Below are 19,416 nucleotides of genomic sequence, written 5' to 3' on the forward strand. Positions count from 1 at the left end.
ATTCCTGTATATGACATATACAGGAATTTTTTATTGGAAATATATTTTTAAAAACAAACAAAATTAATCTTAAGGGGGTTACAGATGAATAAAATAGAAGTTAAAAACCTGTATAAGATATACGGTCCCAGACCAAAAGAGGTTATACCCCTCTTGAAAAAGGGATTAAACAAAGATGATATCTTACAGAAAACAAAACATAGTGTTGGTGTCAACAATATTAATTTTAATGCCAAAGAGGGTGAGGTCTTTGTTATTATGGGGCTTTCTGGCAGTGGGAAATCTACCCTGATTCGTTGTATGAATAGATTAATCGAACCTACCCAGGGGGAAATCTTACTCGATGGTGAAGACCTGACAAAAATGGATAAGGAAGCATTACGGGAAGTACGTCGCCATAAACTGGCAATGGTCTTCCAGCATTTTGCTCTCTTCCCCCATAGAACAGTCCTGGAAAATGTAGAATATGGTTTTGAAATCCAGCATATCAAGAAGCCTACCAGGAAAGAAATCGCTTTACAGGCCCTAAAACAGGTAGGTCTTAAGGAATGGCATGATCACAAACCAGCCAACCTGAGTGGGGGTATGCAGCAGAGGGTAGGACTGGCCAGGGCACTGGCCATAGATCCCGATATCCTCTTAATGGATGAAGCCTTCAGTGCCCTTGACCCACTAATTAGAAGAGATATGCAGAATGAGCTGTTAAATCTCCAGTCTAAATTACACAAAACAATTATTTTTATTACCCATGACCTTGATGAAGCCCTTAGGATTGGAGATAGGATTGCTATTTTAAATGAAGAGGGACAAATTGTGCAGATCGGTGAACCTGAAGAAATACTTTCAAACCCGGCCAATAACTATGTAGCAAAATTTGTTCAGGGTGTAAATAGATTAAAAGTTTTAACAGCTGAAGATGTAATGTTTAGACCTGATGCCCTGATCCATCTTAAGGATGGGCCAAATATGGCCCTGAAAACCATGACCAGAGAAGGATTTTCCAGCCTTTATGTAGTCGATAGTAATAAAAAAGTTGCCGGTGTAATTGATATTGACAGAGCAGTGCAGGCTAAAAAAGACAGGAGTAAAAACCTGGATAAATACCTGGACAAGGATTTTGCCCAGGCCAAACCTGATACCCCCCTTACAGAATTATTACCCATGACCTCCCAAACGGCATATCCAATAGCAATTACAGATGATAGTAAAAGACTGTTGGGGATTATTGTCCGGGTAACAATTCTTTCTTCACTGGCAGAAGGGAGTGTTGCTGATGATTAATCTTCCAATTGGTAGTATTTTTGATATCCTGGTAAAATGGCTGAGTAATAATGCTGATTCCTTATTTGACTTTTTCTCTTCTATAATTGGTATCATTATAATCAATGTTGAGGGGCTATTACTGGTTATCCCACCCTTACTCTTTATTATAATATTAGCAGCTCTAGCCTGGTATTTAGAAGGTAGAAACCTGCTGATTTTTACTGTAGTTGGTTTTATGATAATACTCAGCATGGACCTCTGGAGTGAAACAATGGAAACCCTGGCTATGGTCTTAAGCTCAGGAGTGGTTACCCTCAGTTTAGGTATTCCCCTCGGCATTCTAGCAGCTAAAAAGGACCTCTTTGATAAGATAATCAGGCCTGTACTGGATTTCATGCAGACTATGCCCAGTTTTGTTTATCTAATACCAGCTGTCATCTTTTTTGGAATGGGCATGGTTCCTGGTGTAATTGCTACAGTCATCTTCTCCATGCCGCCTGTAATTAGATTAACCAATCTCGGATTGCGGCAGGTTGATAAAGAAGTAATTGAAGCAGCCAGGTCTTTCGGCTCTACCGGTAAGCAAATACTCTTAAAGGTCCAGCTGCCCCTGGCAATTCCAACAATAATGGCCGGTATTAACCAAGCAATTATGCTCTCTTTATCTATGGTTGTTATTTCTTCAATGATCGGTGCTGGAGGGCTTGGAGGTATTGTCTTAAGGGGGATTACCCAATTAAAAATTGGCATGGGATTTGAAGGTGGTTTAGGTGTTGTCATCCTGGCTATCTTCCTTGACAGGATAACCCAGAGTTTTACATCTGAATAAAAACTATTAAGTATATTAATTAAGTCATATTATAAAGTAGTCAAAAAATATTAAATGGAGGTATTCTAATGAAGAAAACTAAATTATTATTAGGCATACTTGTTCTACTAATTTCACTTACTCTCTTTGTCGGCTGTACAAATAACACAAAAAAAGAACCGCTTGTCATGGGCGAACCAAACTGGCCAGGAATTTTAGCTAAAAACGCTGTTGCTACACATATCTTAAGTAATATCGGTTATGAGGTTGACAGAAAACAGCTGACAGACCCGGTCATCCATCAGGGGCTGGCAGATGGTGAAGTTGATATCTATCTAGGGTCATGGATGCCCTCCAGAAAAGAACTAAGAGATCAATTAAATAATGAAATTAACGTAATAACCACCAATATGAATGATGGTCTCTATACAATGGCTGTTCCTGAATACCTCTGGGAACAAGGTGTGAGAACTTATAGTGATCTGAATAAATATGCTGATAAATTTGATTATAAAATGTATGTTGGTGAAGCCGGCTGGAAAGCATCTGAAATAATGAATCATGCCATCGATGAAAACATCTATAATCTTGGGAAATGGAAGGCAATTACTTCTACCCAGTCTGCCCTGATGGCCCAGATGAAAAAGGCCATTAATAATGAAGAATGGATGGTCTTTATTGCCTGGAAACCCCACTGGATGAACTATGTTTTTGATATAAAATACCTGGAAGACCCGGAACAACTCTGGGAAAGTGCTGAATCATGGGTAGACACACTTGCCAGAAAAGGTCTTAAAGAAGACTATCCCCAGGTCTATAAATTCCTGGAGCAGTTTATACCAGATGCCGAACTATCCAATGAATGGATCTATGAAATTGGCTACCAGGAGAAAGACCCTGATGATGTCGCCCGGAAATGGGTTGCTGAAAACATGGATATTGTTGCAGAATGGCTTGCTGGTGTAAAATCTGCCGATGACAAAAAAGCTATCGATGTTTTAAGAAAAAATATAAATAAATAATAACTAATCAGCACTACCTTTATATCACCTGTAGTATTTTCTACAGGTGATATTTATAAATACACTTAAGTCTGGATAAAATACCTTCTAGAATAAGTATGAGGAAAGGTAGTGAATATTTTGTCCAGAAAAATATTCCTTTTTACAATAATATTGCTTTCTACTTTACTGCCAGGTCATACATTATATACTGCTAATACATTTATTGAGCATATTGAAGGTAGTGCAATTAATATCTATGAAGAAAATGGAAACCATCTCTTTTCCACTGCCATGGAAGTAGTTAAAGGTGATCGATACATTAGTGAAGATAATTTTGAATATATTATTAAAGAGGTTACTGCCAATAAAGCAGTAGCTAAAAAGATAGGAAAAATAAACCTCCTGGCAGGGAACCAAGCTAAAAACCAGGGTCCTTTTGAACTAGCAAGTGTTAAAAACAAAACCGTGGCTATTTATCATACCCATAATGGTGAATCATATGAACCAGGTAAACATAATGTTAGTGGTAAAGGTGAAATTCACGAAATTGGTCAAACATTAAAGGAATCCCTGGAAAAAATAGGTGTTAAAGCAATTCATAGCGAAAACCTCCACCTACCACATGATGGTTTTGCTTATGAAAGGTCCAGGGCTACTGCTGTAGATTTAGCCAAAAAAAATCCGGGACTTATTCTCGACCTGCACAGAGATGGGGTCCCTGATAAAAACGAATACTTAAAAAAAGTAGATGGTAAGATAATTAGCCAGATTAGGATTGTTATCGGCAGACAGAACCCCAATAGTAGTGCCAATGATCAATTAGCCCGTCAGCTGAAGGCCACAGCTGACAGAACCTATCCCGGCCTAATTAAAGATATCTTTTATGGGCGGGGTAACTATAATCAGAGTATAGCCCCACGCTCCCTTTTACTGGAATTTGGAACCCATGTAAATAACAAAGGAGAAGTAACAGCAAGTGCCCAGCTCCTGGCTGAGCCATTAAAAGAACTACTATATGGAAAAACTACTCCAGCAGGTGGTGGGAAACGAATATTCCGCAACCTATTCTGGATTATTTTAGCACTTATTACTGCTCTTTTAGCTTATTTATTTATTAATGAAAAAAATTGGCAGGGTGTCCTAAAACGAATTAAAAAAATAATACCACTGGAAATACTAGATAAAAATCCTGATGATAAATAATTGTCATCTGTCAATCAAAAATATAAAAATTTCTCTGCAAAATACCTCAAAAAACCTGGTTTATACTAAAAAAAATCCTGGGGCTTGTTTAAAATATAAGTAATTTATTGTATAATAAGGCTAATAAACAAAAAAAATACTATTATTATAGTGGAGAAGGTGAAATATTGTGGAAATCCTGCATAAGGCATTAATTAATTTTTCTCTTTTCATTCAAAAATACCCCCTATATTATTTTACTGCTATAGGACTATTCTTAATTATAATGATTATTTTTTTAATAAGGAATAAATATGGTAGCAAACATAAGATTAAGAAAATAAAAACTTTACTATCTAAAACCCCGGATCAAGCCTTAGATAAAATCAGCAAAAATAATTTAAACATTACAGCCTATTTTTTAAACGAGGAGAATCTATCTCCAGATGAATACATATTAATAAAGAAATACCTCTCAAAACCAGAACAGCTTAAAAAGATTTATTATAAAATCATATCCTCAGATAATAAAGAACGGGAAAAAGAAATTCTCTCCGGGATCTCTATCCTATCAAAACTATCTGTGTCTCAAGCAGCCGACTATATTATAACCTTCCTTTATGAAGAAAACCCACTTATTATTAATACAGCGATCAAAAAACTGGCTAAGTTCAAGACAAATAAAGTAATCTACTCCTTAATTGAGTTCATAAAGTATAGTACTGATAGTAATGTCCTGAATAATTTAAAAGAAACACTTAAAAAAATGGGCAAAAAAGCCACAGATAAATTGATTCCCTTTATTTATGAGGCTGACCCAAGTACCCAGATATGGTATATTGATATTTTAGGTGAAGAACAGAATAAAGAATTTTATCAGGTCCTTCTTAATTTGCTGGCTAGTGATAATCCAGAAGTAAAGATACATGTCCTGGAAAAATTAAGTGATTATGAGCTGTCAAACAAGATAATAGATAAAATTATAGCCTTACTTGAAGATGAAAACTGGGGGGTTAGAAGCAAGGCTGTTAAAATTCTGGGAGAGCTAGAAATAACTAAAGCTGCCCCAGCACTGGCCAAAAAAATGACTGATAAAAGTGGGGTAGTCCGTGCTTCAGCAACTGAAGCCCTATTCAACCTGGGCTATGAAGGTATCAAATATATCTTTGAACTGGCTAAAAAACCTGAAGCCCCTAAAGAAATAACTGATATGATCAAAAAACAGGATATTGCCTTTATTATAGAATCCCTGGAACATATCTATCAGGGTGATCGAGAACAAATCGAATCACTAAATACTAAATTAAGCTCCTAAAAGAGTGATGGCTCCCTGTAAATATTACAGAGAGCCATTTCATTTTACCTTGAACCAGTTAACCTGTTGATTACATGCTAACAGGTACTATTTTCTCCTCTAATTTTCCACTCATAATACTAATTTCAGTACTAAACTGATCTTTGATATATCCCTTTAAGTTAATCTTTCCTGGCTCCCGTTTACTCTGGAGAAAAACTGCCCCCCGCCCTGCTTCAAGAGTAAAGGGGTTTTCACCAATTAATCTGCCAGGACCTTCTACTTCAAAGAAAACCGGGTAGTGGGCCAGGTGTAATGTCTGGTCTTTATCATCCTTCAACTCGATTACTACCCTGCTGAGATCAGCTCCATCAGCCTTTATTTCTTTAAAATCAGGCTTTAGTACAAGTTTTTCCGGCTGACCAAAGGAATAGATACTATGTCTGGCTATTTCTTTGCCAGCTATTTTACCAACAGCCGTTATGCTACCCACAGTACTGGCACCCCATTCCCACCATTTACAACCTTTAAAAACAAAGGGTGGGTGGGGCAGGGCCGGATAAGTAAGATAATCAGGTTTGTTAACTGCAAAAAGCTCTTTACCGATAAAGAGTTCAACCTCTTCACAATTGCCAAAGACTATTAGCTCATCCCCATAGTCCTCATTAAATGAAGGAATTAAATGACGGGCAATAAATACAACTGGATTTACAACTGCTTCCTGCTGACTGCGGTAAAAGAAAGCTGCAAATTTGGGAAGCCGAAATATATCACAGACACCGTGGTAACAAATCCTATCTCCGGAACCAAAATCCTGATGTGTATTATAATCAAAGGCGCACCAGCCACAGGCACCAGCAATATGAGGAACACGGTATTGTTTATCCTGAATTTGGGCATGTTTGACAGCATGTTTAATTAGTCTTTCTACACTATCATAGGCCTTTGTCGGGTACATATGCCCCATGAATTCTGTAATCATATATGGTTTTTTATGTGGAAATTTTATTTTTCCCTCTCGGTTTAACTCAAAATCATTATAGGTAAAGACATCCTCCAGAAACTCACTATCCCTAAAATTACGCACCCCGGCTGTCGGCCGGCTGGGATCAAGCTGATGGGCTAATTTATTTGTAGCTAGATAAAAATCATTATCATCAGGGGATTCATTTATTCTAACACCCCAGAGAAAGACAGAGGGGTGGTTACGGTCCCTGATAATCATTTCCTCCAGATTCTGTAAAGAAAGTCCTTTCCACTCCTGGTCACCAATATGCTGCCAGCCGGGTATCTCCTCAAAGACCAATAAACCAATCTCGTCACATCTTTCAAGGAAAGCAGGGGAAGGTGGGTAGTGTGAGGAACGAACAAAGTTTAGACCCAGTTCATTTTTTAAAATGTCAGCATCTTTTCTCTGTCCCCTGACTGGCATAGCATTACCAAGATAGGGAAACATCTGGTGCCGGTTTAAACCCCTGAGTTTCAGGGCTTGATTATTAAGATAGCAAACCCCATCTTCTCTGAACTCTAATTTTCTGACACCTATTCGACTCTCTATTATATCAATTAAACAATTATCAATAGATATTTCACATACAGCCTGATATAGATAAGGATTATTTATCTCCCAGAGTCGGGGGTTTTTTAATTCCAGTTCCCCTATTTTAATCTCCTGTGCACCTGCTTTTATGGTCTTTTCTTCCTCTCGGTAGACAAGTTCATCCCCCCTGTCATCCAATATCCTGGTACAGATTTTTACCTTTTCAACCTTATCTAAGCTATTAATAATCTCAAAGGAAGGTCTTATAATCCCCCTGGTCTGCTCTACCTCTTTTAGCTCCCAGAAAGCCCAATTAAGATAGATAGGATTAACAACCTTAACCCGTACATCACGATAAATCCCTCCAAAAAGAAGATAATCTACTACATTTCCTTCTGGTGGTATATCCTTTCGCTGTGTAGAATCAACCCTGACAGCCAGTAAATTCTCTTTAGCTAGTTCGACATAATCAGTAATATCAAAGGAAAAAGGGGTATACCCACCTTTATGTTCTCCAATTTTGTGACCATTAAGAAAAACCTCTCCGACACTCATTACACCATCAAATTCCACTAACAGGCGTTTGTTTTCATATTCTTTGCCTGGATAAAAAGGACGGCGATACCAGGAAATAAATTGATATTCCTTTTCCGAAAAATAATGATGAGGTAAAAGTTTATTGCTGTGAGGCAGGCTAATTGCCTCCATTTTCTCGTTATTGAACCTCAATTCTTTGGCATCCTTTATATCCTCTGCTAAAAAAAACCAATCTGTATTTAGATTTAAAACCTCTCTAGACATCTATTAATTACCTCCTCTTTGTCCATATTCCTATTTGATAGAACTTATAATTCCCTCAGCAAAGTTTTTCTGTAATACTAAAAAGATGATCACTGTCGGTAGGATACTTATACTAACAGCCAGCATTAAAACACCATAATCAATCACATAACCTGATATTAGGTCTGCAATCAATAGGGGCATGGTTTTACTTTCATTTTTCTGCATAATAATTAAAGGCCATAAATAATTATTCCAGGCGGTCATAAAGGTGATTACTGCTGCAGCAGCATAAGTAGACTTCATGATAGGTACATAAAGCCTGAAAAATATTCCCAGTTCCCCCATACCCTCTATTCTTGCTGCCTCAATAATTTCATGGGGGAAAGACCTGGTACTCTGCCTGAATAAAAAGATTAAAAAGGCTGTTGCTACTGTTGGTAAAACAAAGGCAGTCGTTGTATTTAATAGATTTGCATTGCCAAACATCATAAAAAGTGGAATCATAATCACTGCAAAGGGAACCATCATAGAAAGCAGCAGAATATTCATCAGGAGGTCTTTTCCCCGGTCATGATATATCTCAAAACCATAACCTGCAATCGAACATACCACTAGACTGGCTATTGTAGCCACTGTTGCATTTCTGAATGAATTCCAGAGAGCCCTCATAACATTGGTATTTGCTGATAGTATCTTTAAATTCTCCAACAAATAACTGCCAGGTATTATTCGCCCACCAAGTATATCTACACTACTATTAGTAGCAGAAGCCAGCATCCACAAGAGAGGAAACAGAGATACGAAGGATGCAATACCCAGGAAAATATATTTTACTGCAGCATTAAAACCTTTCCTGCTCATCTCTGATCACCTACCTTCATCTGCATAAAGGCCAGGACAGCAACTAAAATAAAGATAATAAAGGCAATAGCAGCTGCATAGCCAAACCTTGGTACATATTCAAATGACAACCTATATATATACTGGGAGACAGAGAGGGTAGCATTTGCTGGACCACCATCTGTCAGGTTTTTGGTCTCATCAAAGAGCTGTAAAGTACCATTAGTAGACATAATAGTAGTCAGTAGTATTATCGGTTTTAATAATGGAATAGTAATTTTACGAAACCTGGTAAAGGCACTGGCCCCATCTATTTTAGCCGCTTCATAGACAGAGGGGTCTATATTTTGTAAACCTGCCAGATAAAAAATCATATTATATCCCGTCCACCTCCAGGTAAGGGCAATAACAATTAGAATCCTTGCTGTCCACGGCTGACCTATCCAGTTAATCGGTCTGCTAATTAGCGATAAATTCATTAAAATTGTATTTACAAATCCATCAAGGGCAAACATCGAACGAAAAATAATGGCATATGACACCAATGAAGTTGCACAGGGTAAAAAGATTGCTGTTCGGAAAAATCCCCTGAATTTTAGACTTTTATCATTTAATATGTTAGCCAGTATCAAAGCCAGTATAATCATTAGAGGAACTTGTAAAATTAAATAAATAAACACATTACTCAATGATCTCTTAAATAAACTATCAACAAATAACCTTTTATAATTAAATAATCCAGTAAACTTCATATTGGCACCCATCCCTGTCTGAAAAGACAATATAAAGGCCCGGATTATCGGGTAAAAATAAAAGATAAAGATTAAAATTGTAGCTGGTATCACAAATCCCCAACCAATTATTTTCCGCCTCCTTGTAAGATTCATACCCTTGATTACTTTTTCTTTTTTGATTAAAACCGAGGTATTCATCAAGTTCTTCCCTCCCTTTATCAATTAACTTAATATTTTATGATGGTGCTGTAAAACAAAATTTTGTTTTACAGCACCAGTAACCCTATATAATTACCACATTAAAAACTTGACTGTCTCTTCTGCCTCTCTCAAGGCAGTATCTATATCAGTTCCAGAAATAATCTGGGTAATAGCAGTACCAATAGCATCCCTTGCTTCATAATTATAAACACCATAGTTTACCTGTGGTACCTTGGCGGCAAAATCAGTGATATCAGCATAAATTGCCTGACCCCCAAAAAACTCATGTGGTTCATTATAGACATCACTATCACCAGCTGGCAAATAGGTAGCTAGAGCACCTGAGGAAGGTAGAATAGTCTCATACAATTCTACACTCCCAGCAAAGGTGTGCTTCAAGAAATCCACAGTAATCTCCTGGTTCTCAGAATTGGCCAGAACCATCCAACTTGAACCACCCTGATTACTATAGTTAACAGCCCCTGCTGCCTTATCAAGTCTTGGTACATTAGTAACCCTCCACATACCTTTCTGTTCTGTCTGAGGTGTAATTGAACCAATAATCCAGCAGCCATTAATTGTTCCAGCAACAGTACCACGGTTAAATGAACTAATATACTGATCCCAGTCATTTACTTCAACTACCACACCACTCTTAACCAGTTCTACGTAAACTTCAATTACCTCTTTTAAAACATCATTTTCAGTGATATATACCTCACCATGATCATCAAACATCCAACTGCCGGCACTCTGCAGCATCAACATTAGAAAATCTGGCTCGCCAGCTACAGCTGAGGCCAGGGGTTTATCGGTCTTGGCCAGGACATCTTTACCTATTGCTATATACTCAGACCAAGTAATATCTGTCAGGTCATCCAGGGTATAACCCGCTTCCTTCAGAATATCTACTCTTACTGCATTAATGGCAGCCCCATTATCAAATGGTACAGCATAATTTTTGCCATCAACCATAGTAAGAGCTACCTTGAAATCAGCAAAACTGGAAAAATCAATTCCTGAATTTGTTATATCTACAAATGTATCAGGGAAATTGATAACATTTTTCATCAGTGCATTATCCTGCATAAGTAAGATATCAGGGAGTGTATCGGTCTGCCCCCCACTTACTGCTGTTGTCAGTTTTGTTTGTATATCTTCCCAGGCTGTTTCGACAACATCAATTTTTACATTAGGATTTATTCCCGCATAAATTTCTGCTGCCTCTTCCATAGCATAGATATTAAATGATGGATCCCAACACCAGACTGTAATTGTTACATCGTCACCTGCCCTAACTGCACAAGTGCTCACAGCACCTATAAGCACCATAAATAACACCAACAATAAAGTTATAGATTTTTTCATACTTTTTCCTCCTTTAAAAATGTTCTGTTAATTTTTGTCTCACCTATTGACACCCTTTAGACATTATCAATAAATTTACCACCCCCTAAAGTAATTCGACAAAAATCCGGTATTATTGAAACGTTTCAAATTTAGTCTAAAATAATATATTTATATAAAAGCTATTTTATGCTGGCAGTAGATTTTCGAATTACCAATTCTGTCGGAAAGTTAATTTCCATATCACTTTCTGCAGGCCTCTCTCCTACAATAAGCTTTAATAGCAGTCTAGCAGCCTTATCACCTATTTCTGTTTTGGGAATATTAATGGTGGTCAGTGGTGGATTATAATGTTTGGACATACGGATATTATCAGTCCCACAGACAGAAATATCCTCAGGCACCCTGAGCCCTTGCCCTACCAGTAACTGAATCATTTTTATAGCACTTTTATCATTATAACAGACAAAAGCAGTTGGTTTGGTCCTGGACTGTAGTATATTATCAACTACTTCATCAACAGAGCTCATTGGATAATAAACGTATTTTGGGTTGTAAAGCCCATGTTCCTTCATTGCCTCTTTATATCCTTCAAACCTTCGAGGGCTGTGACTGCCAAAGCCAATTTTTTGATGGCCCAGCTCAATCATATATTTGGTTGCCAGATAACCCGCTTTTTTCAGGTCTGTCTTTATTACCGGAATCAAATTACTCCCAAAATCCTGACTATTAATATTAACCACCGGAATATAATCCGCTGCCAATTCCTCTAACAATTGGTAATTGTCCCTGGATAGGTTTTCCTGGGAAGTAAAAATAGCACCATCTACCATCCCACTTTTAAAAAGGTCTATATAATGGGCCTCTTCTTCTGCCTTACCATCAGTACTACATAAGATTACATTATATCCCTCTTTTTTTACAGTATCCTTTACCGCCTGAGCCAGCTCAGCAAAAAAGGGGTTAATAATATGAGGAACTACCAGACCAATGATCTTTGTTGACTGCTTTACAAGAGCCCTGGCCCTGGCATTAGGAATATATTTTAAATCCCGGGCAACTTTATGTACCTTTTTGTAGGTATCAATATTTACTTTTTCACTATTATTTAGTGCCATTGAAGCTGTACCAATAGATACTCCTGCCTTTTTTGCAACATCTTTTAAAGTAACTCCCATAGTTAATCCTTTCTGTATTAAAATTTGAAACGTTTCAAATGATTTTATTATAATATATCAAAAATAACCTTAAAAATCAAGAAAAATCTATAATTAGAATTATACAAGTTTTATTTTTAAAGAGTTGCTGTCATTTTTATATGCTCAATCCCAGCCTCTTGGAAAATATCCCCATTTGTTTCAAAACCAAGTTTCCTATAGAAATTTACCGCATCCACCTGGGCCTCCAAAACCAATCTGGAACAGTTTCTTTCATCAGCTATAGCTATTATTTTCTGACATATCTTCCTTCCTATTCCCTGTTTGCGCCAGGATTTTGCAACTGCAACACGTCCAATCTTACCATAAGAATCATTAAATATAACCCTACCACAGGCAATCACCTTAGAGCCCTCCCGGGCCAGGACATGCACAGCTGCCTGATCATAACTATCTCTTTCCAGGGCAGGGTCTATCCCCTGCTCTTCAATAAAGACCTCTTCTCTCAAAGCCAGTACATCCTCCAGGTCAGTTTTACTACTTACCTCTTTAATAATTATTCCCATCTTTCTCTTCATCTCCTTCATTCATTCAAAAAGACCATCACTTAATTTTTGCATTTCTTTTTTCCTATTTTGACTGGCATCTTTATTAATTTCTATTCTAAGTATATCCCCTTCTCCAACATCAACCGGAAGGGCCAGTCTGGGAATATCAAAGATTACTATATCATCCCCTTTACTAAATTCAATAACTGCTTTATCAGCCTCAAAACGGTCAATAATTAACACTTGGTCATCACTCCTCTCTGGGAAACCTTGATACTAATTGACCTGATGGAGCATATAAAATAGCCGGGTCTCCATCATTATTCCAGATATAAGAATTATTCCACAATATAATACCCGGCTGCTCTGCTTTAGCCCCTCTTCCACTTACAACTTTCAACTGACCCTGAGCTGGTATCTCTGTCCCTTTAGGAAAGATATATTCCTGGCCACCTACCTCACTGACTAATTTCCAGTTTGATAGATTAACAGTATTAGCAGTGTTATTTGAGATTACAACACTCTCCACAGAGCCTGTTAAAGTTACCATGGAAAGATAAACTCCAGTATCCCTTAGCGCATTACTATCCATTACTAATTCTTTTTTATTAAATTTGATTTTATTGCCATCACTACTGGCAATAATAGTCCCCTGCCTGTCTGTTCTATAGACCTTAATGTTATCCCTCTGCAATCTGTCTATGATAAGCTGAGAGGGATGACCGTAGCTATTATCTTTGCCGACAGAAATAACGGCATACTGTGGTGCTACAGCCTTCAGAAATCTTTCGCCTGTAGAAGAACTGCTGCCATGGTGGGCCACCTTTAAAACATTTGCCTTTAAATCCAGCTGCTGCCTGAGTAGTTCATTTTCAACCAGCCCTTCTGCATCCCCGGTAAACAAGTAAGTAGTATCACCATAAACCAGTCTTATTACTACTGAATAATTATTTAATTCATCATAGGAATCCCGGCCTGGTGAAAGTATAACAGCCTTTAAATCTATATTATCATCATTAAATATTGTTTGTCCAACCTGAGCGGCGGATATTTTTAAACCATTATCCCTGATAGCCAACATTAAATCTTCAAAAGTTTTACTGCTATGGCTAACCTTGGGCATAAATACCCTGCCTATATCAAATTCATTAATTATATCATCAAGTCCACCAATATGATCCTCATGGGGATGGGTCCCGATCAAATAATCAATCTTATTGTTCGATTTTTTAAGTCCTTTAATATAGTTTATTATTAAAGAACCATCCCCATTATTTCCACCATCTATCAGCATAGTCTGACTATTGGGGAGCTGGATAAAAATCGAATCAGCCTGTCCCACATCTATAAAGTGTATAATTAAGCTGTCAGCAGCCGCGTTGCTTATTAAAATTGATAGAGATAAAAGTAGAATTATAAGTACTGGTATTATTATATTTTTCTTTACTCTAAACACTATTAAATTACCCCTTTTTTAAATTATTGTTTAAGCTTATTATTATGTTTACTATTAAATTTATAACATATTATCACAAGAAATACAAAATTATAAGCATAAAATTTGCAAGTAAATATCTCTATCTATCCCTACTAGTGATTATTTCTGACAAAAATTGCAAACCATCTCTAAAACCAGTTTTATAGGACAACGCCTTTAAAATCATTTTCTAACATTAATTAAAACATGTCTCAGTTATATAGGAGCACCAATATGGCCTATTTATCATTTATAATTATTATTTAAACTTTATATTATAAAATTATTTTTATCAATATTATAAAATTATAATTATTATAAGTCAAGTTAGTTTATTGTTTTGTAGTTAAGTATTTATTATAATAATAATAAGGACGTGATACTATAATGATAAGACTTAAAATCAAAGATCTATTAAGTAAAAAAAATAAATCTACTTACTGGCTGACTAAAAAGACTTCTCTTACCTCTCCTGCAATTTATAAAATTGTCAAAGGTAATACTGAAGGCATCCAATTTAATACTTTAGAAGAAATAATGCAGGCCCTGGAGATTACTGATTTTAATGAGATACTGGAGATAATCCCTGAAAAAGGCTAATATCTGAAAGTCAAAATAAAAATAACCCTGTCTGGACATCCCCAGACAGGGTTATCTTATTCTTAAGACTGTACCATATTACGACATTCTGTAGCACAATCACGGCAGACCTGAGCACAGGTTTGACAGTGATTATCTTTAAATTGTTCACATTCAGTTGCACAGGCATCACAGATATCAGCGCATAATTGACATATTTGACTGGCAAATTGACTATTACCAGCCATGTATTTTGCAGAAACAGAACATATCTCAATACAGTCCTTCAACATTTCCATACACTCAATTCTGTTAGCAACATCTGGTTCATGTAAACAGGCATCCAGGCAAAACTCACATTCAACCATACACTTATTACAAATCTCAATACATTTTTGATATCTATCCATATGGGTCTGTAGGCCAGTTGTCATTACTTATTCCTCCTTCCCTGTTATGTTAATATCTATAGCTAGTATTTAAACAAAAGGAGATAAATATACTGTACTAACTAAAAAATTCCTTTGCCTGTTAACAAAAAATATTAACATACATAAGGGTTTTTTAAAATAAAATGATTATAAATAATAGTTAAACTAGTAATCTAAGAAATTTTTAAAAACCTATTGCTGGATACTATACATCCCACTATTTTGCATATAGTTTAGGATACCTTCTCCATGTTGTTGTTCTTCTTTTTGAATATGATTTAAAACATTACGAATATCGGAGTCAGCAAACTCAAAGATAGCAGTATCATAGGTCCCTGAAACATATTTTTCTGTCATTAACAAATCATTACACAGCTTAGCATCGTTTTGATTTGACATTCCAGTCTGATTACCTTTATTTTGCACAGCTTGTTGATTACTTTGTTGTTTAGCCTGCTGGTTCTGAGCTCCCCCACCCATCTGGGGAACAGAACCACTCAAAATTTGATTAATTGTGTTTAAATGCTGTTTTTCTTGACCAGCATAAGTGTTAAACATGTCTTTTAACTGAGGATCCTGAGCCTGACCTGCATAATTTGTATACTTTTCAATACATATTTCTTCATGGGTTTTCTGATCCTGTAAAAGCATTTTTTCTTTTTGGCTAAGATTCAAATTAATCACCTCATACATATTTTATCTTTTATTCTTTTTTATATACATTAAATAAAATTTTATAAATGCTTATTCTTCTTTATCATTCCTCACCTGGCTATGAAAAATACCGTCTACACCCTCATTTCTAGCATTAGTACCTACCTTAATTTGATTCTCTACAGCTATTACACCCCGGGCCTTAGCCGCTGCATTTTCAGCTTCTTCTTTTAATTCGCGCTGATCAACCTGCCCCGAAAGGTGAACTTTACCCTTATTTACTCTAATGTTAATTTTATCCTTCAATTCGGGATTATCTGCTATTTCTTCAGCAACTTCCAGCAAACTATCATCATCAGTTACTGCACCATCAGTACTTACACTAACTGCCATTTCAATCTTTTTATTAGCAGTCAGATCATTTAATAAATTTTCTGTATATCTTAGCTCATCCAAAGTATCTACTATACCAGTTACTATAATATTTCCAGCTGCCTCTTCAACCTTTATCCCATAAGAACCTATATTCCTATCCCTATCAATTTTTTCCTGTAGGTTTTTTATACTATCTGTTTTTTTTGTTTTAATTTAATTCACCTTCTTTACTATATTTTTAACTATTAATCATACTTTTTAAAAACATCTGCTTATTTCTACTAAGTAGGGTGGTTCACTATAAATAATTTTATGTATTTATATTTTGGCAAAAAAAAAAATCCCCTACCCACCTGCTAAATATTCACAGACAGATAAAGAGATTTTTTATTGTTGTTCTTCTTTTTGAATATGACTTAAGGTTTATTTATCTTCTAGAACATGTTCTAACCCCTGACAAAATAGAGTTAAAACATGGTCATCATCAAGGGAATAATAAACAGAACGACCCTCTTTACGGAATTTAACCAGCTTGTTATTTCTTAAAACCCTTAATTGATGAGATATTGCAGATGAACTCATCTCCAGCAGTTCAGATAGATCGCAAACACATAATTCCCGCTCTTTTAAGGCATAAAGTATTTTTATTCTGGTAGGATCACCAATAGTCTTAAATATTTCGGCCAAGTCATAGACTACATCTTCCTTGAGTTTATTATCCTCCATTAATCCAACAATCCGTTTATTAGGATTAAAGACCTCACATATATCACATATTTTATTTTTGTCTTTCATATATAACATCCCCTCTAATCGGGTATGACGGGTTACTCCTTTTACTTTTAGTTATATCACTGACTTTCCATCTTTCTTATTATATTCTATTATATAGTAAAAATCAAGGATTACGACTAATCCTCATAGCATTTAATACCGCCAGTAAAGCAACACCAGCATCGGCAAATACAGCTTCCCACATAGTAGCTATACCTAATGTCCCCATAATCAGCACAATTCCCTTAATTCCCAGGGCAAAAATAATATTCTGCCAGATTATTTGTCTAGTTTTATGGGCAGTATTGATGGCTGTAACCAGTTTAGAAGGTTCATCTGTCATTAATACTACATCTGCTGCTTCTATAGCTGCATCAGATCCCAGTCCTCCCATAGCCACCCCTATATCTGACCTGGCAAGTACTGGTGCATCATTTATTCCATCACCAACAAAAATTAGTTTATCTTTTTTGTCCTGTTTTTTTAATAATTCTTCAACCTTTTCGACTTTCTGAGCTGGTAATAGTTCAGCATAATAATTGTCAAGACCAAGTCTTTTAGCAATCTCCTGGGCAACATTTTCCCTGTCTCCAGTAAACATTGTTATTTCTCGTATACCAGCCTGTTTCAATGCCTTTATCGCCTTAAGTGAATCATCCTTTAGGTGATCAGCTATAGTAATATAACCGGCATAAACATTGTCAATAGCTATATAGACAATCGTAGCTTCCGTAGCTTCTTCAGTAACTTCCTGGTAATCAATCTGTTCCTGGTCCATCAGTTTATTATTGCCGACCAGTACTTCCTGCCCATCTATCACCGCTTTAATACCACGGCCGGAGAATTCCTGATAGTCTTCTATTTTATTATTATCAATTTTATATTCACAGGCTTCTAAAATAGATTTAGCAATCGGGTGTGTTGAGTGGCTCTCAGCATAGGCCGCCTTAATTAGGATTTCATCTTTACTATGATTATTATATGGCTTTATTTTACTGACAACAAATTCACCTTTCGTCAAAGTACCGGTTTTATCAAAGACAATCTGTTTTACATCATTTAAAGCCTCTAGATAGTTACCACCTTTAACCAGGATTCCCTGACGAGAAGCCCGGCCAATTCCCCCAAAGAACCCCAGAGGAATAGATACTACCAGTGCACAGGGGCAGGAGACAACCAGAAAAATTAGGGAACGGTAAAGCCAATCAGAAAAAGATGCCCCTGCTAAAAATAGGGGTGGTAATATTGCTATAGCCAGAGCAGAATAAACTACTACTGGTGTATAATAGCGGGAAAACTTCGTAATAAACTTTTCGATAGCAGCCTTCTTTGCACTGGCATTTTCAACCAGGTCAAGAATCTGCGCTACTGTTGACTGATTATATTCTTTGTTGACTTTGACAGTTAATAAGCCAGTTTTATTAATCATACCGCTGAGTATCTCTTCTCCACTTTTAACCCGGCGGGGAACAGATTCACCTGTTAAGGCAGAAGTATCTACCAGAGAACTCCCTTTCAACACCTCTCCATCAAGGGGAACCCTTTCACCAGGTTTAATTACTATAATATCTCCTACCTGAACATCTTCCGGGGCAATCTTAATTGTTTTTTCTCCCTGCTTTAGATTAGCATAATCAGGTCTAATATCCATCAAATCCTTAATCGAACGACGGGAATGGTCAACCGCTTTCTCCTGAAACATCTCTCCTACCATATAGAACAACATTACTGCTACCCCTTCGGGAAACTCCTGAATAGCAAAAGCACCTAGTGTTGCTATACTCATCAGGAAATTTTCATCAAAGACCTGACCCCTTTTTATGTTTTTAAATGCTGCTATTAATACTGGACTGCCAATTAATAGATAACTTGAACCAAAAAGAAAATATTTAAAATAGAAATTAAAGAACCCATCCGTTAGAATAGGGACCTGTAGAGAAATTAAGGCCAGAATAAAAATCCCTACACCAGACCAAAATCTATACTGATAATTACTTTTCTTAGTTATATCAGTATTATCTTTAGCCCTTTCTTTTTTAGATGTATTGTTTTCCTGCCGAAGAGTCCTTTTTCCCTCTTTTTCCACTTTAACCCCATTCTCAATCTTATCGGCTATAAACTGTAATTCCTTATCCATGTTTTTTGTTCTTTCACTGCCTTTAATTATTATCGTGGAGGCAGCCAAATTCAACTCTGCTTCTACTACATATGGCAATTCCTGCACCGCTTTTTCAATTTTAGCTGCACAACTGGTACAGGCTAACCCCCTAAGAATATACTTTGTTTTAAACTCATTTTTTACTAGTACCGCTTCTGCCATAATATTTTTCCTCCCATAATTCATTTAAATATATGTTTATTTGAATAATTGTTCATATATAGTATATAGCAATTAATAAAATTTGTCAATTAAAATTATTAATCC

At 36.3% G+C, this 19,416-nt stretch carries 19 protein-coding genes and 1 pseudogene; 6 read left to right on the forward strand and 14 right to left on the reverse strand.

Features of this window, described 5'->3' with window-relative positions:
* The first annotated feature begins 84 nt into the window (after nt 1–84).
* The 5 genes from D7D81_RS16360 (at nt 85) to D7D81_RS16380 (ending at nt 5,572) form a co-directional block, all read left to right on the forward strand.
* Nucleotides 85–1,281 carry a quaternary amine ABC transporter ATP-binding protein gene (locus tag D7D81_RS16360; protein ID WP_125991101.1) on the forward strand — a complete coding sequence of 399 codons (1,197 nt, stop codon included), beginning with the start codon at nt 85–87 and terminating at the stop codon, nt 1,279–1,281.
* Entirely contained in the window at nt 1,274–2,092 is an 819-nt protein-coding gene (locus D7D81_RS16365) for an ABC transporter permease (RefSeq protein ID WP_125991102.1), read from the forward strand. Before D7D81_RS16360 ends, D7D81_RS16365 begins: the two co-directional genes overlap by 8 nt.
* Before the next feature lie 68 nt (nt 2,093–2,160).
* Nucleotides 2,161–3,093 carry a glycine betaine ABC transporter substrate-binding protein gene (locus D7D81_RS16370; RefSeq protein WP_125991103.1) on the forward strand — a complete coding sequence of 311 codons (933 nt, stop codon included), beginning with the start codon at nt 2,161–2,163 and terminating at the stop codon, nt 3,091–3,093.
* A gap of 120 nt (nt 3,094–3,213) precedes the next feature.
* The gene (gene spoIIP / locus D7D81_RS16375; RefSeq protein ID WP_125991104.1) at nt 3,214–4,278 is read left to right on the forward strand and encodes a stage II sporulation protein P; all 1,065 of its coding nucleotides are present in this window, start codon (nt 3,214–3,216) and stop codon (nt 4,276–4,278) included.
* 265 nt (nt 4,279–4,543) lie between these two features.
* On the forward strand, nt 4,544–5,572 hold the full coding sequence (locus D7D81_RS16380; RefSeq protein ID WP_205739253.1) for a HEAT repeat domain-containing protein: 1,029 nt from the start codon (nt 4,544–4,546) through the stop codon (nt 5,570–5,572).
* A 70-nt stretch (nt 5,573–5,642) separates the two neighbouring features.
* Here the strand turns inward: D7D81_RS16380 and D7D81_RS16385 are convergent, their stop codons facing one another.
* The 8 genes from D7D81_RS16385 to D7D81_RS16420 form a co-directional block, all read right to left on the reverse strand.
* Entirely contained in the window at nt 5,643–7,892 is a 2,250-nt protein-coding gene (locus D7D81_RS16385; RefSeq protein WP_125991106.1) for a glycoside hydrolase family 2 protein, read from the reverse strand.
* Nucleotides 7,893–7,922: 30 nt separating this feature from the next.
* Nucleotides 7,923–8,735 carry a carbohydrate ABC transporter permease gene (locus tag D7D81_RS16390; RefSeq protein ID WP_125991107.1) on the reverse strand — a complete coding sequence of 271 codons (813 nt, stop codon included), beginning with the start codon at nt 8,733–8,735 and terminating at the stop codon, nt 7,923–7,925.
* On the reverse strand, nt 8,732–9,601 hold the full coding sequence (locus D7D81_RS16395) for a carbohydrate ABC transporter permease (protein ID WP_125992306.1): 870 nt from the start codon (nt 9,599–9,601) through the stop codon (nt 8,732–8,734). Before D7D81_RS16395 ends, D7D81_RS16390 begins: the two co-directional genes overlap by 4 nt.
* A gap of 138 nt (nt 9,602–9,739) precedes the next feature.
* The gene (locus tag D7D81_RS16400; RefSeq protein ID WP_125991108.1) at nt 9,740–11,017 is read right to left on the reverse strand and encodes an ABC transporter substrate-binding protein; all 1,278 of its coding nucleotides are present in this window, start codon (nt 11,015–11,017) and stop codon (nt 9,740–9,742) included.
* 161 nt (nt 11,018–11,178) lie between these two features.
* Nucleotides 11,179–12,174, reverse strand: coding sequence for a LacI family DNA-binding transcriptional regulator (locus D7D81_RS16405; RefSeq protein ID WP_125991109.1), 996 nt, complete (start codon nt 12,172–12,174; stop codon nt 11,179–11,181).
* 116 nt (nt 12,175–12,290) lie between these two features.
* On the reverse strand, nt 12,291–12,731 hold the full coding sequence (locus tag D7D81_RS16410) for a GNAT family N-acetyltransferase (protein ID WP_205739255.1): 441 nt from the start codon (nt 12,729–12,731) through the stop codon (nt 12,291–12,293).
* 9 nt (nt 12,732–12,740) lie between these two features.
* Nucleotides 12,741–12,944, reverse strand: coding sequence for a DUF3006 domain-containing protein (locus D7D81_RS16415; protein ID WP_125991111.1), 204 nt, complete (start codon nt 12,942–12,944; stop codon nt 12,741–12,743).
* Nucleotides 12,945–12,951: 7 nt separating this feature from the next.
* Nucleotides 12,952–14,157 (reverse strand): MBL fold metallo-hydrolase, encoded by a 1,206-nt coding sequence (locus tag D7D81_RS16420; RefSeq protein ID WP_125991112.1) that lies wholly within the window; start codon nt 14,155–14,157, stop codon nt 12,952–12,954.
* A gap of 408 nt (nt 14,158–14,565) precedes the next feature.
* On the opposite strand from D7D81_RS16420, the gene D7D81_RS16425 reads away from it, so the two are divergent.
* Nucleotides 14,566–14,778 (forward strand): helix-turn-helix domain-containing protein, encoded by a 213-nt coding sequence (locus D7D81_RS16425; RefSeq protein ID WP_125991113.1) that lies wholly within the window; start codon nt 14,566–14,568, stop codon nt 14,776–14,778.
* Between the two features lie 62 nt (nt 14,779–14,840).
* Here D7D81_RS16425 and D7D81_RS16430 read toward each other — a convergent pair whose 3' ends face one another.
* From D7D81_RS16430 to D7D81_RS16450, 6 genes and pseudogenes are all read right to left on the reverse strand, one after another.
* Complete coding sequence (locus D7D81_RS16430) at nt 14,841–15,191, reverse strand: four-helix bundle copper-binding protein (protein WP_125991114.1); 351 nt, start codon at nt 15,189–15,191, stop codon at nt 14,841–14,843.
* A 189-nt stretch (nt 15,192–15,380) separates the two neighbouring features.
* On the reverse strand, nt 15,381–15,839 hold the full coding sequence (locus D7D81_RS16435) for a spore coat protein (protein ID WP_286169844.1): 459 nt from the start codon (nt 15,837–15,839) through the stop codon (nt 15,381–15,383).
* A gap of 93 nt (nt 15,840–15,932) precedes the next feature.
* Entirely contained in the window at nt 15,933–16,298 is a 366-nt protein-coding gene (locus D7D81_RS16440) for a BON domain-containing protein (protein ID WP_125991116.1), read from the reverse strand.
* Nucleotides 16,299–16,430, reverse strand: a pseudogene (locus tag D7D81_RS20395) (hypothetical protein); the annotation flags it as partial.
* Nucleotides 16,431–16,640: 210 nt separating this feature from the next.
* Nucleotides 16,641–17,012: an ArsR/SmtB family transcription factor gene (locus D7D81_RS16445; RefSeq protein WP_125991117.1), complete on the reverse strand. Its 372-nt coding sequence runs from the start codon at nt 17,010–17,012 to the stop codon at nt 16,641–16,643.
* 103 nt (nt 17,013–17,115) lie between these two features.
* Entirely contained in the window at nt 17,116–19,311 is a 2,196-nt protein-coding gene (locus tag D7D81_RS16450) for a heavy metal translocating P-type ATPase (protein ID WP_205739257.1), read from the reverse strand.
* Nucleotides 19,312–19,416: the final 105 nt, after the last annotated feature.

The sequence above is a fragment of the Halocella sp. SP3-1 genome (assembly GCF_003953885.1).
Lineage (GTDB): Bacteria > Bacillota > Halanaerobiia > Halanaerobiales > DTU029 > Iocasia > Iocasia fonsfrigidae.